Origin of the sequence: Streptomyces sp. NPDC004667, assembly GCF_040609475.1 — a bacterium.
Classification (GTDB): Bacteria; Actinomycetota; Actinomycetes; order Streptomycetales; family Streptomycetaceae; genus Streptomyces.
On record NZ_JBEXKC010000062.1, the window covers coordinates 32,451 to 47,207 of the forward strand.

The window sequence follows — 14,757 nt, forward strand, 5'->3', positions numbered from 1 at the left end:
GCTAACGCCCGGCTCACGCTGCGCTAATATCCGCAGCATAAGCCGGACGATATCCACTAACGCAATGTGGAAGTACACGTTCCAAGCCCTGTGGAAACGTGCTCGCGCCCACGTCTTGGATATCCCGTTCCGGCGCGGAACCGGGCATGTGTAAACCTCTAGTGTTCGTCACGGAAATCCGGCCCGCTCTCTGATGATCATCCCTGGAATGGACTCGCGGGTAACTTGTTAGCCTCCTCGGAGTGACGGCCATTCAGGACGTGGGGGAGGGTTGCGTGACATCGGAAAACAGCCGGGAAAAGCTGGAACCGGATACGCGGATATTTCTGAGGCAGGATTCTGTTTTCCTGGAATCGGAGGACGGTGCATTCCTGCGGAGCGGTGTGGGGGACTTCTACATCAAGGGCTCGTCGGCCTACGCCTGGCTGAGCCGGCTCGCCGGCGACCTGGCGGGAGGGACGACCCTGCGGGAACTCTGCGACGGGCTGCCGGAGGAACGGGCGGACGTCCTGTCGGGACTGGTGCGCCACCTCGCCGACAAGGAGTTCGTCAGGAGCCTCGCCGACGAACCGGAGGATCTGCTCGACTCCGACGAACAGGAGCGTTTCGCCGAACAGCTCGCCTACCTCGCGCACCACACCCGCACCCCCCGCAGGGCCTTTTGCCGGGTCCGCGACGCCCGGGTGGCCGTACTGGGCGGCAACGGTCCGGGCAGCGGAGCGTGGAGCGCCGTACGGACCCTGGCACGCAACGGCGTCGGACACCTGGCGCTGCTCGGCGGCGCGCCGCCCGTCACCGCGCCCGACGGCTCCGCGTCCGCCGGGAGTCCCGTACCCGCCGACGTACCCGCCGTGCTGGACCGGCTCCCGGCGACCTGGACGGACGGCTGGCAGGAGGCGCTCACGGCCTGGCGGCCCACGGCGGTCATCGCCACCCCCGACGAGGTGCCCGGTGCACTGCTCGGCCCGCTGGCCGACCTCGCCCGCCGCACGGGCGCGGCCTTCCTCACCGCACGGGTCCACGGAGACCTCATCGTCAAGGGCCCCCTGACCCCGGCCGATCGACACGCCGCGGACCGGCACGCCGCGGACCGGCACGCCGCGGACCGGCAGGACGCCACCGCCTGCCCCGCCTGCCTCGGACTCCAGCTCGCCGAGCACGCCGACGAGCCCCTCGCCGCCCGCGTCCTGCGCGACGGGTCGATGACGGCGGACCGCACCCGCCACCGGATGGGCACCGCACGAGGAACCCTCAGCCCCCTCCTGCGGGCCGTCACCGCCGGCGAACTCGCGACGGAACTCTTCAAACACCTCTCCGGCGCCCTGGAACCGGACCTCCTCGGAGCGGTGGTCCTCCAGGACGCGGACACCCTGGAGACCTGGCGCGAACGCGTTCCCCGGCGCGCGGACTGCCCGGCCTGCGGCGCGCACCCCGGGGACGGCAGTGCCACCGGGAGCCGCCTCAAGGAGTTCCGCGAGGGCCTCCTCGACCTCCCGGCCTCACCCGAGGACCGCTTGACCCGCTACCGCTCGGTGTCCGGCCGCACCACCACGATCCTGCGCGCGTTCGACGACGACGACCTCCCGCAGACCCCGGTACGGTCGGCGCGCGTCCGCACGGCGGCCGCGGTGGGGGGCGAGGCCCACGGGTTCGGCGTCACCACCTCGCACGGGGCCCGCGCCCGGGCGGCGGAGCGCGCGCTGCGGCACGCCGCGACCCACGCACCCGCCCTCCTGCCCGTCCGGCACGCCACGGCGGCGCAACTGGACGCCGAGGGCGCACGTTCGGCGCCCTACCCCGAGGCGAGTGCGCGGACCGGCACGGCCTGGACCCCGGCCCTGCGGCTGCGCGACGACGCACCGGTCTGGGTCCCCCTGGAACGGGCGCTCACGGACGGGGGCGTGGGCGTCGGTGCCACGGTCCGCGAGGTCGTCGGGGCCGCCCTGACCGCCGCGCTGCTGGACGAGCGGCTGCGCGACTGGCTGGACGGCAGGAGCGTCCCGGGCCCCGTGGACCCGGCCGAGGTGGACGCGCCGCACCTGCCCCTCGCCCTGTCCCTGCTGCGCGCGGGGCGTCTCACGCTGACGGCCCTCCCGCCGGCCGCCGGACACGGCCTGGAGGTCGTCCTCGCCCGGCACGAGCCCGCGGACGGAGGACGTCCGCACCAGGTGGCGGGCGGCGGCCCGACCCGGGGGGAGGCAGCCGCCACGGCACTGCGCGAGCTGGCCGGTGTGGTGGCCCACCCCGACGCGGCACGGGGACCCGGCGGGCCGGACCACGTCCTGTGCCCGCCCGACTGGCCCGCACCGCCCGGCCACCCCCTGAGCCTCACAGACGTCACACACCTTCTGGACCGCACGAATGCCACACCTCCTGCGGTTTCTCCACCTCCTGCACCCTCCGCTGCCTCCGCACCCCCTGCACCCTCCGCAGCCGCCGCTGCCTCCGCACCCCCCGCAGACCCCGTCGTGGCCTCCGAGGCCCCGTCCCTCGGCAGCCGCCCGGGCGACCCGGCCGACCCGGCTGACCCGGCCGACCCGGCCGACCCGGCCGACCCGGCCGGTCTGGCCGACCTCCTCGGCCTCCTCGGCCCGGGCCGTGACGCGCTCCTCCTGGAGCTGGCCCCCGCAGGCCTGCCCCGTACGCCGACCGGAGAGCCCATCGTGCTCGCCGGCCGGGTCCTGCTCGTCGGCGCACCCCCGCGCCCGGCCTGAGCAGCCCCCAGATGTCCCCGGCCGGCCGGCCGGGGAGTGCCGGGCGGTCCCGCCGCCCGGACGCCCCACCCGTACATCCCCGAAGGAGAACCACATGCCCGGCAAGAACAGCAGCTACGACGACCTGACCCTCGAAGACTTCCAGATGGAGCAGGTCCGCATGGAGAACGACCCCACCATGCTGGCCGCCACCTGTAGCAGCAACGTCGGCTGCTGCTCCACCAGCGGCGCCCCGGTCGGCGAGGACGCCTGACCCTCCGCGTCGGCCGTCGCACGACGGCGGCAGTGACCCTGGAAACGGTGTGATCCGTGGTGACCGGCCCCACCGGGCCGGTCACCACGGCGCCCTGACGGAGACCCAGTGACCAACACCCGCGCAACGTCCCGCCCACTGCCCGCCGCGCCCCCCACCGTCAGCGCGTCCGACGCGCGCCACGAGGCGTTCGTACGGGAGCTGCGGGCCCACCTCGCCCGCCACGACGACGTACTCCCCACGACCCACGTGCCGGTCCGGGCCCTGGGCCTGGCCCTCGACCCGCCCGACCGCACCACCCCGCCCGGCCGCACCAGCCCGCCCCACGACCCTTCCCCGGGTGACCCGACGATCCCCGTCCACCTCTACGGCGACACCGTCCTCATCGGCCCCGCGCACGCCCCCGACGGCACGACCCGCCCATGCGGCGCGTGCCTGCGCCGCCGGTGGACGAGACTGCGCCCCGAGCGCGAACGCCAGGCACTGGAGTCCGCGGGTGCCCACTCCACCGCCGGACCGGGCAGCCCCGTGCCCGCAGGCTGGTACGTGCCCGCCGTCGCCGCCGCCCTGCACCGGCTGAGGGACGCATGGTCACACACCCCGGAGGGGGCCCGTCCGGAAGGGCTGGGCGACGTCCTGGAGATCGACCTCACCAACGGGGCCACCGCCCGGTTCACCCTGCTGGCCGACCCCGCCTGCCCCCACTGCTCCCACCCGCGCGACGACGGCCCGCCGGCGGCGCGGGGCTTCCCGCTCGCCCGGCCGCTCCCGCGACCCGGCCTCACCCGGCTGCGCCCCTGGCACGCAGTCCCACTGCCCGTCGACGCGCTCACCAACCGCCTCTTCGGCGCCCTCGGCACCTCGCGCGCCAATCGCCTCTCCACCGGGATCAACGCCCCCGTCACCGGCAGACTGCGGCTCGGCGGACGCCGGTCGGACCGCACCACGCTGTACGACATCACCTGGGGCGGCCACGCCGCGAGCTACCGCGAGAGTCGCGCCCTCGGCCTCCTCGAAGGCCTCGAACGGTACGCCGGGCAGCGCCCGCACGGCCGACGGCCCGCCCTGCGGGCCGCCCTCGCCGACCTGGACTCCGCGACGGCCGGCCCGGAGGCCGCCCGCCCCGCCCTCGACCCCCGCGACACGGTGCTCTACGAGGAGGGCTTCCACGACCGCGACCACGCCCGGCCGTTCGTCCCCTTCAGCCCCACCCGTGAGATCGGCTGGGTGTGGGGCCACTCCTTCACCCGAGGTGGCCCCCTCCTCGTACCCGCCCAACTCGCCTACTACGGACCGCACCCGCTGCGCGAACAGTTCGTCCTCGGCTCGTCGAGCGGCTGCGCCACCGGCGGCTGCCTGGAGGAGGCGGCCCTGCACGGCCTCTTCGAACTCGTCGAACGCGACGCCTTCATGGTGGCCTGGTACTCGGCCGCCACCCTGCCCGAGATCGACCCCGCCGGCTGCACCGACCCGCAGACGGCGGCCGCGATAGACCGCATGCGGGCCCTCGGATACGAGGTGCGCCTCTTCGACCTGCGGCTCGACCTGCCGATACCGATCGTCCTCTGCGTGGCCCGGCTGCACACGCCGGGACCGGGAAACCTCTGCATGTCGGCAGGCGTGGCCCCGGAACCGGAGGACGCGGCCCTGGCTGCCGTCCGCGAAGTGGCCAGCTATCTGCCGGGCTTCGCCGAACGCACGGTGCGCGACGAAGCCGAACTCCTCCCCCTGACCGCCGACTACACGGCGGTGACCGAACTGGACCACCACGGAGCCCTGTACGGCCTGCCGCAGATGGCGGACCGCTCGCCCTTCCCCGGCCCCCGCACGACGACCCGCACGCTGCGCGAGGCATTCGCCGACTGGTCCCCGCCCCGGCACGACGACCTGCGCGACCAACTGCTCCACTACGTCGACATGGTCCGCACCGTCGCCCGGGACGTCATCGTCGTCGAGCAGACCTGCCCCGAACAGGAAGCCGTCCGGGTCTCGACCGCCGCGGTCATCGCGCCAGGGCTCGTCCCCATCGACTTCGGCTGGGACTACCAGCGCGCCCCGCACACCGAACGCCTGCGGACGGCGGCCTGGCGCGCGGGCAAGAGGTCCCGGCCGCTGCCCGATGACGAGATCCACCGCCACCCGCACCCCTTCCTGTGAATCCGCCCCCGGCCGAGAGGACCCGAGGAACCATGGCCGAATCCGACGCAGCCCGTGCGACCTCGCTCCCACCGGCCCCGCACCCCACCCGTCCGGCGGGGGTCGTCACCGTACTGGCCCACCTCGCAGCAGTCCGGGACCGCCCGCGCCGCGCCCTCGACGACGCGGACTTCACCCCCGACTGGTCCGACCGTCCCTCGCCCCACACCGCCCACCCCGGCGCCGAGGAGTTCCCCCTGCCGACGGCGTGCCCGGCCGACGGCGCCGGCAGCCTCGCGGACGCCCTCGCGTACGCCCTCACCGACGCGCGATCGGGTACGGCGGCGGAACGCGGCGACCCCGGTCTCACCCTCCGGTCCTTCGCCGGGGCCCTGCACCTCACGGCCGGAATCCTGTCCCGGCGTTGGCAGATCGACTGGAACGGCGACGCGGCCCGGCGCGCCCGGCTCCCCACCGCGGCCTGGGGCAGGGGCACACCGTCGGGCGGCGCGAACCACCCCTGGGAGCTGTACTGGGTGCCCGCCCCCGGACTGCCCCTCGCGCCGGGCCTCCTGCACTACGCGAGCGGCCGCCACACCCTGGAGCGCCTCGCCACGGGCGACGCGACCCCCGCGATCCGGGCGGCCCTCCCCGGCCGCACCCCACCGCCCACCGGCGGATACCTGATCTGCACGCTGCGCCCCTGGAAGACCGCCTTCAAGTACGGGAACTTCGCCTACCACGTGGCCACCCACGACATCGGCGCCTTCCTGGGATCCTGGAACCTGCTCCGGCGGGCCGCCGGCGACCCGGCCACGGCCGTGCTGGACTTCGACGAGCGCGCCGTCGACCGGGTCCTCGGCCTCGACCCCGGCGAGGAATCCGCCTACGCCGTCCTGCCGCTGGCCTGGCACCCGGACGAACGCCGCACACCCCTGCCCGGCACGACCCCACCCCCCGCGCCCGAGGGCGGCGGCCCGGGCCGCCCCCGGCCCCGGGAGCAGTCCCGCAGCCCCCGGAGCTTCCCCCTCCTGGAGGCCCTGCGCCACGCCACCACCGGCGGCGGGCCCCCCACCACGCCGACCGCCACCCCCCGAACGCCCCCGTCCCAGCCGTCGCCCCCGTCCGCGCTCCTCCGGCTTCCCCCGGCCGTGATACCCGGTGCGGACCTGGCCGCCCTCCTGTCCCGCCGCCGCTCGGCCGTCGGCCGCCTGGATCCCTGTACCCCCCTGACGGCCGAGGACCTGGCGGCCGTCCTGCGATCCGCAGCCGCGGCGGGGGAGCGCCCTCTGGTCCGGCTGCGGGTGATCGCGCAGCGGATCGAGGGGGTCAGGCCCGGAAGCTACGCGTACCGCCCCGAACAGCACGCCCTCCTGCGGACCGGCTCGGTATCCCGCCTCGCACCACACGACTACGCCCTGGACAACTACGCGGTGGCACACGCCGCGGCGGTCATCGCCTTCACCTGGCGCCCGGCTCCCGTCCTCGACGCGCTCGGCGCCCACGCCTACCGGTCCGCGCACGCCGAAGCCGGGGCGGCCGCCCAGCACCTCCACCTCGCCGCCCAGGCCCTGGGACTCGCCTGCGGACTGGTCCTGGGAACCGATCTGCGCGCCGTCGACCACGCCGTGACGGACCCGGCGGACTGGGAGGACGAACTCCGCACGTCCCTGTGCGCGTTCCTGGCCCCCCGCCTACCGGGCACAGCCACCCTGGACGACCGTCTCGTCTAGCGAACCCGCTCGCCCGACCACGCGGCGGACAAGCGGCGCCCCGGGGGCGTCCGCTACCTGGGGCGTCCGTGCTGCCTCTGCGTGTGCCGCCTGAGCTGGGCGGAGAGCTTGTCGACGAGACTGTCGATGGCCGCGTGCATGTCCGGGGCCGTCGCGGTGATGGCGGTGAGGTCCTGGCCGTCGACCCGGAGGGTGCCCGAGGCGGTCTGCTCCGAGCCGTTGCTCTTCAGGCTCACCTGAGCGCTGGTCGTCTCGGTGCCGAACGTGTTGAGCCGGGCGAGCTTCTCGCCGACGAGATCGCGCAGTGCGTCGGTGATCTCGACGTTGTCTCCGTTGAGTGTGTGGATCATCTTTTGCCTCTCGGTTCTGACAGGTCCTCGCAGGTCAGGCTAGGTGCCTTGACGGGCACGAACGAAGCCGTGACAGAGCTATATACCCTTTTGGGTCGATTACTGCGTGCCGGATTCCTCCGAGACCGGGTGTGGGGCGGCCGACGACGGGGCCGCCGGCGTCGCCCACGACACGCCGAGGCCCGCGAGTGCGCGCAGCTGCTCCGGGGACAGCCGGTCGCGGCGCTGTTCCTGGTTGGCGTACCAGATCCCGGTGCGGTGCCCGGCACCGTCGGGCAGGACCTGGACGACGGCGCGCCCCGGCATCCGACCCTCCCGCTCGACGTACTGCGCGAGTGCTTCGAGGCCACCGGAAGGCCATGCCGCTCGGCCTGCCCGGGGCCGCCTTCGCCACGGCCCTGCGGGCCGGCACGACCCTCTTCACGCCGAGTCCGCCGAGCCGGCTCCGCTGGTCCTCGTTCAGCCTGCTCCAGCCGTGTCGTTGGGTGGTGAGCCAGCGCCCGATGTCCTCGCCGTGGCGGGTCACACCCGGGACGATCGCCGAGAGCCGCGCGCCGTCGTCCAGGAGCTGTTCCAGGTACGTGCAGTGGCTCTGCCAGCCGACGGTCCAGCCGCATTCTCCCGGGTTCCAGTCGGGGTCGATCGCTGCCAGTGCCGCCGCCCGCCGCTGTGCCCGTGCCGGGTCCTTGCCGAGCCCGCCGGGCCTCCTGATGTTGGTCAGCCATTGTCCGACGGCCCGGTCGAGCATGGTGGCGTGTCGTGGGGCGGCGAGCGTGCCGTGCAGTTCGTAGTAGGCCTGGGCGGCGCCGAGGTTCGCCTCGAAGCCGGCGTCGGCGGTGTCCCACACGATCCCCAGGTCCTCCAGCCCGGCGGCACGCTCCCCGTTCATCTGCCCGGCGCGGAAGGTCCGGCGCTGGTCGGAGAGCCACCGTCCGAGCGGGTAGGCGCCTTCCACGTGGTCGTACGGCACCTCCAGGTGTTGCTCCCGCTCCCGGAACCGCCACGCGGCTTCGGCGCCGCGGCGCCAGTCCTGGCGTTCGGTGTCGAAGACCTGATAGCTGATCCACTCCGCGATGAGCGCCGGGTCGCGCGGGGCGGCGAACCGCAGGAGCAGCCTCGTCTCCTCCTTGCCGTCGTCGGGCGCGGAGCCGATCAGTCGCGACGGATGCACGATGCGCTTCTGTGCTTCCTGTGGGATGGCGAGCATTTCCACGGCGCGTTCATCATGAGCCCGAAGACCGTTCAGGACCCGAATCAGCGGCCCGTACGATCCCGAGGAGACGATGTCCTCGGGATCCTCGTCGGCGGCCAGGAACACGGGCACGACCAGGGTGGCCATCTTGCCTTCCCCGGGCGTCTGCCGAAGGGCCCGGCCGATGGCCTGGACGATGTCGACGGCGGATCCCTTGGGGTCGATCAGCGCCACGCTGTCCACCGCCCGGATGTCGACGCCCCCGCCCAGAACGCGGCAGTTCGCGAGCACGGCGCGGCCGGCCCGATGGCCGAAGCCGGCGAGGACGGCGGCCCGGTGTCCGGCCTCGTGCTCCCCGCGCAGCCACCCCGTCCACACCTTCGCCGGGTGCCGGGCCGGGTCGACGGCGTGCAGCCGCCCCGCCACCCGCTCCAGGCCTTGAACGCCAGGTCCCCGAGGGCCGCCGCGGAGGTCTGGAGGTTGAGATCGGCCACCGGGGCGGACCCCTCCTCCTCGCCGAGGGCCCCGCGCGGGCTGACCCGGACCCGCAGTACCAGCTCTCTGGCCGCGGCATCGACGCGTTGGACGGTGGCCTCCACGTCCACCTGGTCGGTGGCCCCGGATCCGACGGCGTGGACCGTGTCGACCGCCTGCCGCTCGCTGAACTGCAGCCAGGACCCCACGGCCACCGCCACCACGATCAGGACCGCGATCGGAACCAGCACCGGCAGGATCGAGGCAGGGGAGCGGCGTGGGCGAGGCGGGTCCGGGGGTGGGGGGGCGGACCTCGCACCCATGCGGCGGCGGTCTGCACTGCGATCCTCGTCCACCGCGCCGACGATCCACCGCAACCGGGCGGGTGTGTCGGCACCGCCCGGCAACCCGGGCGGAGGGGTGGGCCGAGGACGGTTCCATCGCCCCCTTCCGGCCGGACCCCGTCTCGGGCAGGATGCCCGTCGCACCGGGGCGTTCCTCCCGGGTGCCGGCACCGACAGGGAGGCTGCGTGTCAGCAGGGGACCAGCGGACGCTCCGGGACGCCTTCTACCGCGACCCCTATCCGCACTACGCACGCGCCCGCCGCGCCGACGGGCTGACCTGGATACCCGAGGCCGAGGCCTGGCTGGTCGCGCGCGACGGCGACGTACGCGAAGTGCTACGTCGTGCCGAGGACTTCTCCTCCGCCAACGCGCTGCTGCCGGACGTCCCCGTGTCGGAAGCCGCCCTCGGCGTCCTCGCCCGGGGGTTCGGGCCGCGGCCGACCGTGGTCTCCTCGGACGGCGCGGCCCACCGCCACTACCGGATCCCGCTGAACCAGGGGCTGGCCCCGGGCCGGGTCGACGCCGTACTGCCGTACGCCCGCGAGCAGGCGCGCGAGCTGCTGGACGCCTTCGCCTCCGACGGCTCCGCCGAGCTGGTGGGGGCGTACGCCCGCCGGCTGCCCGGTCTGGTCATCGGGCGGCTCATCGGACTGGACCCGGCAGACGTCCCCGCCGCGGTGCACGGGGGCTACCGGGCAGAGGAGTTGCTGTTCCGCCCCCTGACCCCCTCCGGCCAGGCGGCCGCCGCCGAGGACGTCGTCGCACTCCAGGTCCTCCTCGACGGATACGTGCGCGACCGCCGCGCCCACCCGCGCGAGGACCTGTGCTCGGACCTGGTGGCGGCCCTCGCCCCCGGGGACGGCGAGTTGACGCTCGAACAGCGCCACGAGCTGGTCGCCAACCTGCAGAACCTGCTGATCGCGGGCTTCCTGACGACGAGCGCGCTGATCTCAACCGCTCTGCTGCACCTGCTGGGCGACCGGGAGCAGTGGTCACTGCTCTGCTCGGATCCGCTGGTGACCGAGGCCGCCGTGGAGGAATGCGCCCGCTTCGACACGGCGATCCAGGCCTTCAGGCGGGTCACGACGCGACCGGTGACGCTGGCCGGTACGCGGCTGCCGGCGGGAGCCGCCGTGCTCGTGGCCTACGCTTCGGCCAACCGCGACGAGCAGCGCCACGCGGGCGCGGACCGCTTCGACATCCGGCGCCCCGTGGACCGGCGCCACCTCGCCTTCGGCCACGGCCCGCACACCTGCCCGGGCGCCCGCCTGGCACGCGCGCAACTCCGCCTGACGCTGGAACTGTTCTCCCGCGCGCTGCCGGGCCTGAGGCTGGACGAACGCCGCCCGCCGCCGTCGATGCGTCCGACACTCATCCACCGTTCACCGCAGACCCTCCACGTGACCTGGTGAATGGTTCCCGACCACGGGGCGACCCCGGCGCACACACGTGATCGAGACCCCATTACGAGGGGCGGAGGACCGGATCGATCTCGGCCAGGCTCTCGCGCAGCCGCCGGGCTCCCCGGGCAACACCCTCGTCGGCGTCGCCCGACAACTCCTCGCAGAGCCGTAGCGCCTCGTCCAGGTCGTTCGAGAAGACGCCGAAGACGTCGACGACCGCGGTGTGGATCCAATCGGCGTGCTGGTCATCGGCGATTGCCAACGCGGACGCGATGATCCCGAGTCCGACCCTGTCCCTTCGCCGAAGCAGGCCCTCCGCCGTCCGCCGGGTCACGAAGGTGTCACCAGGATCGAGCACGAGCCCCAGCAGCGGCCCTACGGCCTCCTGCATCTCGGCGAACCCGGCCAGGCCGTGACCGGCATCCGCTCGGTCGCGCCAGTCGTCGCCCCGCGCGAGTTCGCCAAGGGCCACGACGACCGCACGCCGCAGGTCACCGTCCACGCATCCACCCGTCCCTTCCACTGTCTCGATCCAAGTATCAGCGGGGCACACCCTGCCGGCCGACCGCCGATCACTCCTCTCCCGGAGGGTCCCGCCGCTCGTACGGCGCGTCCAGCAGGGCCAGCAGCCCCGGGTGGACCAGCGCGTCCCCCAGACGGGGGTGGGCCGCGAGGACCCGCGCGTCCCGCAGCCGGACCAGCGCGGGCCCGGGGTCGTGCGCGGTACGCCCGCGCAGCCACTCGGCCGACACGGCCGGGCCGCAGCGCAAGTGCCGCAACACCTCGGCAGCGGCCGGGTCGCCCGCGACCCGGCCGAGCGCCGCGTCGAGGAGGTTTCCGTACGCGATGACGGTGGCGGTGCGGTGCCGGGCCGTATCGGTGACGGCCCGGGCGAACAGGGCGCCCCAGCGCTCCCACTGTCCCTCGGCACCGGCCACGACGGCCTCGTCGTGCTCCGCGCGGTGGGCGTCGACCCAGCCCTCGATGTCGAGCAGCAGGCCGGGCAGCAGGCCCGCGCCCACCAGGTCGCACTGCGCGAGCAGGCGGGCGGTGCGCCCGTTGCCGTCGGGGAACGGGTGGACGGTGAACAGCCGCAGCATCCCGAACGCGGCCGCGTCCAGCGCCGGCGACGCCGTCCCCACGGCCCAGCGGTACCAGCGCTCGACGTGGCCGTGCAGGGCCCGGCCCGGAGCGACGGCGATGGCGAAGCGCTGCCCGTCGGGCCAGGTGACGCGCGCGGGCGAGCGCCGGAAACCACCCGGGCCGGGGATGCTCGGGTCTGCCGCCACGAGCATCCGGTGCAGCTCCGCGAGCGCGTCCGGGGTGAAACAGGGCCGTCGGCCGGGCCGTTCGCGCAGCTCCTCGCGTACGGAAGCCACGGCGAGCAGGCCGGCGGTCGTGCGGCCTTCCGCGGCGTCGGCGATCCGCTCGGCGAGCAGCGCGGGATCGGCGGGGTCCACGTGGCGCAGGTGCAGCCGGGTGCGGATACGGGGCCGGTGGAAGAGGTCGGGGTTGCCCAGGTGCGCGGCGGTGGCCGCCGCCAGGTCGGCGAGTGCGTCGAGGGCACGGGCGCGGGCGTCGGCGGGTATGCACACGGCGCCCGGCGGCGGTACGACGGGACGGATCCGTCGTACCGCCGCGGTGGCGGGAGCGGCCATCAGCAACTGCGGGCCGTGACCACGCCGGTGGGAGCGGTGACGTTCACCAGTTGGGTGGTCTGGCCTGCGCTGCTCGTGGTGGTGATCGCGTAGACGTTGGTCTGGTACTCGATGTAGAGGCCGATGCTCTGGCCCGGGTTGAGGCTCGTGGTCAGTCCGTAGGACTTGTTCATCGTGGTGTTGAGCTCCGTGCCCACGGCGGCCTTCAGCGCGGCGCTCAGATCGGCCGTCAGGCTCGCGTTGACCTTCACCGACACCGTGTAGGTGATGGTGCGGTTGACCTGGAGGACGGTGTCGCCGCTGTTGCGCTGGCACTTGGGGAGGTCGTCGGCCTGCTCCTCCCACTTCTTGCCCTCGCTGGCCACGATGGCGGTGGTGTGCGAGCCGCCCGCGCCGCCGCCGCCCCCGTACCAGGGCTGGCCGCTGTGGTCCGACTCCGGCGGCGTGTGCCCGATGACGAGGATGGGGTCGTTGATGTTGTCGTCCCACGGGTCGCAGCTCGTGTAGCAGTCGGCGGCGAACGCCGCCTGCGGGACCACCAGGGCGGGCGCGGCGGTGAGGACGGTGACGCCGAGTGCCACGGCACCCAGCGCTTTCTTGAGCTGCACGGTCTCTCCACAGGAGGTGAGTTGGGGGGTGGGGTGCGCGCTGCGCGCCCCCGTCGTGGAGGAGTCTGGCGGCCGCCGTGCCGGCGGACATCCGTAGGTCTACGCAAGGCACCTACGCAACCGGGGGCCCGAGGAGCCGGGCCAGGGCCACCCGCGAGGAGACACCGAGCTTGCGGTAGGCGTTGCCGAGGTGGGTCTCGACGGTCCGGGTGCTCAGGACGAGGCGCTCGGCGACCTGCCGCGAGGACAGCCCGGCGGCGGCGAGTTCGGCCACCTCCCGCTCCCGGACGCTGAGCGTGGCGAGCGGACCGGCCGGACGGGAGACGGGGGCGGTGGCCGTGAGCGCGGCCCGGGCCCGCGCACCGTCCTCGCACAGGCGAAGCGCCCCGCACCGCCGTGCCGCCTCCAGGGCCTCGTCGAGCGGTCCGAGGGCCGCCGCAGGGCCGTGCGCGGCGGCCAGGGCGGGGGTCGCGGCGATCAGCGTCCACGCCTGCAGGACCGGCATCCGCAAGGCCTTGAAGGCACGTGCGGCATTCAGGGAGAGGTCGGCCGCACGCGCGGGGTCGCCGTGCGCGAGGGCGAGTGCGGCTCCCGCCCGGTCCGCCTGCGCCTGCTGGAACGGTGTCCTGCCCAGCCGTGCGGCGGCGGCGTCGGCCGCGCGGGCGGCGCGGGCGGCCGAGGCGAGGTCGCCGCACTGGGCCGCCGCAGCGGTCATCAGGGCGAACAGGGAGGGCCGGGACGGGGGTTGGAGCAGCGCGAGGTCCTCGCCGCCGCCCTCCACCAGAGTGCGCAGGCAAGCGGCCGGGTCACCGCCGATCAGCCTGCCCACCGCGAGCAGGCCCAGGGCGGAGCCCGCCCACCAGCCGGTGCCGGGAACGGTGGCCCGCAGCCCCGCCTCCGCCAACTCCACCGCCTCGGAGGTCCTGCGCCGCGGGGCGGCCCACAGCAGTGCCGAGGCGCGCAGCGCGAGGGCGAGTCCGGCCGCGTCCGGGGCGCCGATCTCCCCGGCGAGCCGCTCTGCCTCGTGGGCGTGGTGCTGCGCCGCATCGAGACGGCCCGCCCACTGGTCCAGGATCGACAGGCCGAGCAGCTGGTTGACCGCGATGTGCTTGTGCGCGCCCCCGCCCGCGGTCGCCAGGCCCCGCGAGAGGTGCCGGCGGGCGTCGGCGAACCGCTCCACGAACAGTTCGGCACAGCCCAGCAGGGCCAGCACCTCGGGGGCGCGTCCCGCCACGGTGTCGGGGCGGGAGTCGACGAGCCGGGCGCATCGGGCGACCTCGGGAGCGGCCCGCGCGAAGTCGCCGACATAGCTGTCGCAAAAGGCCGCCAGAACCCCGAGCGCGGTGCACACGCCCTCCCCCTCACCCTCCCTCTCGCCCCCGTCCGCTCCGGCGACGGCCCGGGCGGCCTCGTGGGCGAGGCCGCGGACCTCGGCGGCCGTACCGCGCAGCGCGTGGAGGAGGCCGTAGTCGAAGACGAGACCCGCGGTCTGCGCCGGCAGCGGTGCGGACAGGGGCCGGGCCAGGGCGTCGACGACCGTACGGGCCGTCGCGTCGGCCTCCTCGTACCGCCCCAGGAGGCGCTCGGCCTCGACGCACACCGCCAGTGCCTCCGTACGGAGCCGGCCGGGCAGGGCACCGGGGGTGCGCAGGAGTTCGTGGGCCAGGGCGCGCGCCTCCTCCGTACGGCCGGCGGCGGTGAGGGCCCGGCAGCAGTCCAGCGCGAGGCGGGCGCGGGCCCCGGCGTCCGCGCCTTCGGCGGGTGAGTATTCCAGGGTGAGGCGCAGCCAGCGGGCGGCGGTGGCGGGCTCGCGGGCGAGGACCTCGGCGGCGCCTTCGGCGAGTACGCGTAAGGCCGCGGCGGGGTCGGCGGCTGCCGGCAGGGCGGGTTC

General features: G+C 74.7%; 11 protein-coding genes and 1 pseudogene. 5 read left to right on the top strand and 7 right to left on the bottom strand.

Going from position 1 to position 14,757, the window contains the following annotated elements:
- Positions 1-383: 383 nt before the first annotated feature.
- From ABZW32_RS28345 to ABZW32_RS28360, 4 genes are all read left to right on the top strand, one after another.
- Positions 384-2,714 (top strand): hypothetical protein, encoded by a 2,331-nt coding sequence (locus ABZW32_RS28345; protein WP_356220985.1) that lies wholly within the window; start codon positions 384-386, stop codon positions 2,712-2,714.
- 94 nt (positions 2,715-2,808) lie between these two features.
- Positions 2,809-2,967 carry a hypothetical protein gene (locus ABZW32_RS28350; RefSeq protein WP_356220988.1) on the top strand — a complete coding sequence of 53 codons (159 nt, stop codon included), beginning with the start codon at positions 2,809-2,811 and terminating at the stop codon, positions 2,965-2,967.
- Between the two features lie 108 nt (positions 2,968-3,075).
- Positions 3,076-5,124, top strand: coding sequence for a TOMM precursor leader peptide-binding protein (locus ABZW32_RS28355; RefSeq protein WP_356220990.1), 2,049 nt, complete (start codon positions 3,076-3,078; stop codon positions 5,122-5,124).
- A gap of 32 nt (positions 5,125-5,156) precedes the next feature.
- A complete protein-coding gene (locus ABZW32_RS28360; RefSeq protein WP_356220993.1) occupies positions 5,157-6,836 on the top strand; it encodes a nitroreductase family protein in 1,680 nt (559 codons plus the stop codon).
- A gap of 53 nt (positions 6,837-6,889) precedes the next feature.
- Here ABZW32_RS28360 and raiA read toward each other — a convergent pair whose 3' ends face one another.
- The 3 genes and pseudogenes from raiA to ABZW32_RS28375 all read right to left on the bottom strand — a co-directional run.
- Positions 6,890-7,186 carry a ribosome-associated translation inhibitor RaiA gene (gene raiA / locus ABZW32_RS28365; RefSeq protein ID WP_356220996.1) on the bottom strand — a complete coding sequence of 99 codons (297 nt, stop codon included), beginning with the start codon at positions 7,184-7,186 and terminating at the stop codon, positions 6,890-6,892.
- A 34-nt stretch (positions 7,187-7,220) separates the two neighbouring features.
- Positions 7,221-8,804, bottom strand: coding sequence for a Helicase associated domain protein (locus ABZW32_RS28370; protein ID WP_356220998.1), 1,584 nt, complete (start codon positions 8,802-8,804; stop codon positions 7,221-7,223).
- Between the two features lie 68 nt (positions 8,805-8,872).
- Positions 8,873-9,175: pseudogene (locus ABZW32_RS28375) on the bottom strand (DUF4436 family protein); the annotation flags it as partial.
- A 207-nt stretch (positions 9,176-9,382) separates the two neighbouring features.
- Here ABZW32_RS28375 and ABZW32_RS28380 point away from each other — a divergent pair.
- Positions 9,383-10,609 carry a cytochrome P450 gene (locus ABZW32_RS28380; protein WP_356221001.1) on the top strand — a complete coding sequence of 409 codons (1,227 nt, stop codon included), beginning with the start codon at positions 9,383-9,385 and terminating at the stop codon, positions 10,607-10,609.
- 52 nt (positions 10,610-10,661) lie between these two features.
- On the opposite strand, the gene ABZW32_RS28385 is transcribed toward ABZW32_RS28380, so the two are convergent.
- From ABZW32_RS28385 to ABZW32_RS28400, 4 genes are all read right to left on the bottom strand, one after another.
- A complete protein-coding gene (locus ABZW32_RS28385) occupies positions 10,662-11,102 on the bottom strand; it encodes a hypothetical protein (protein WP_356221002.1) in 441 nt (146 codons plus the stop codon).
- 70 nt (positions 11,103-11,172) lie between these two features.
- Positions 11,173-12,258 carry a Fic family protein gene (locus ABZW32_RS28390; protein WP_356221005.1) on the bottom strand — a complete coding sequence of 362 codons (1,086 nt, stop codon included), beginning with the start codon at positions 12,256-12,258 and terminating at the stop codon, positions 11,173-11,175.
- A complete protein-coding gene (locus ABZW32_RS28395) occupies positions 12,258-12,866 on the bottom strand; it encodes a DUF6426 family protein (RefSeq protein WP_356221008.1) in 609 nt (202 codons plus the stop codon). The genes ABZW32_RS28390 and ABZW32_RS28395 overlap by 1 nt, the downstream gene beginning before the upstream one ends.
- Positions 12,867-12,978: 112 nt before the next feature.
- On the bottom strand, positions 12,979-14,757 hold a 1,779-nt coding region (locus tag ABZW32_RS28400; protein ID WP_356221011.1), incomplete at its 5' end, for a helix-turn-helix transcriptional regulator.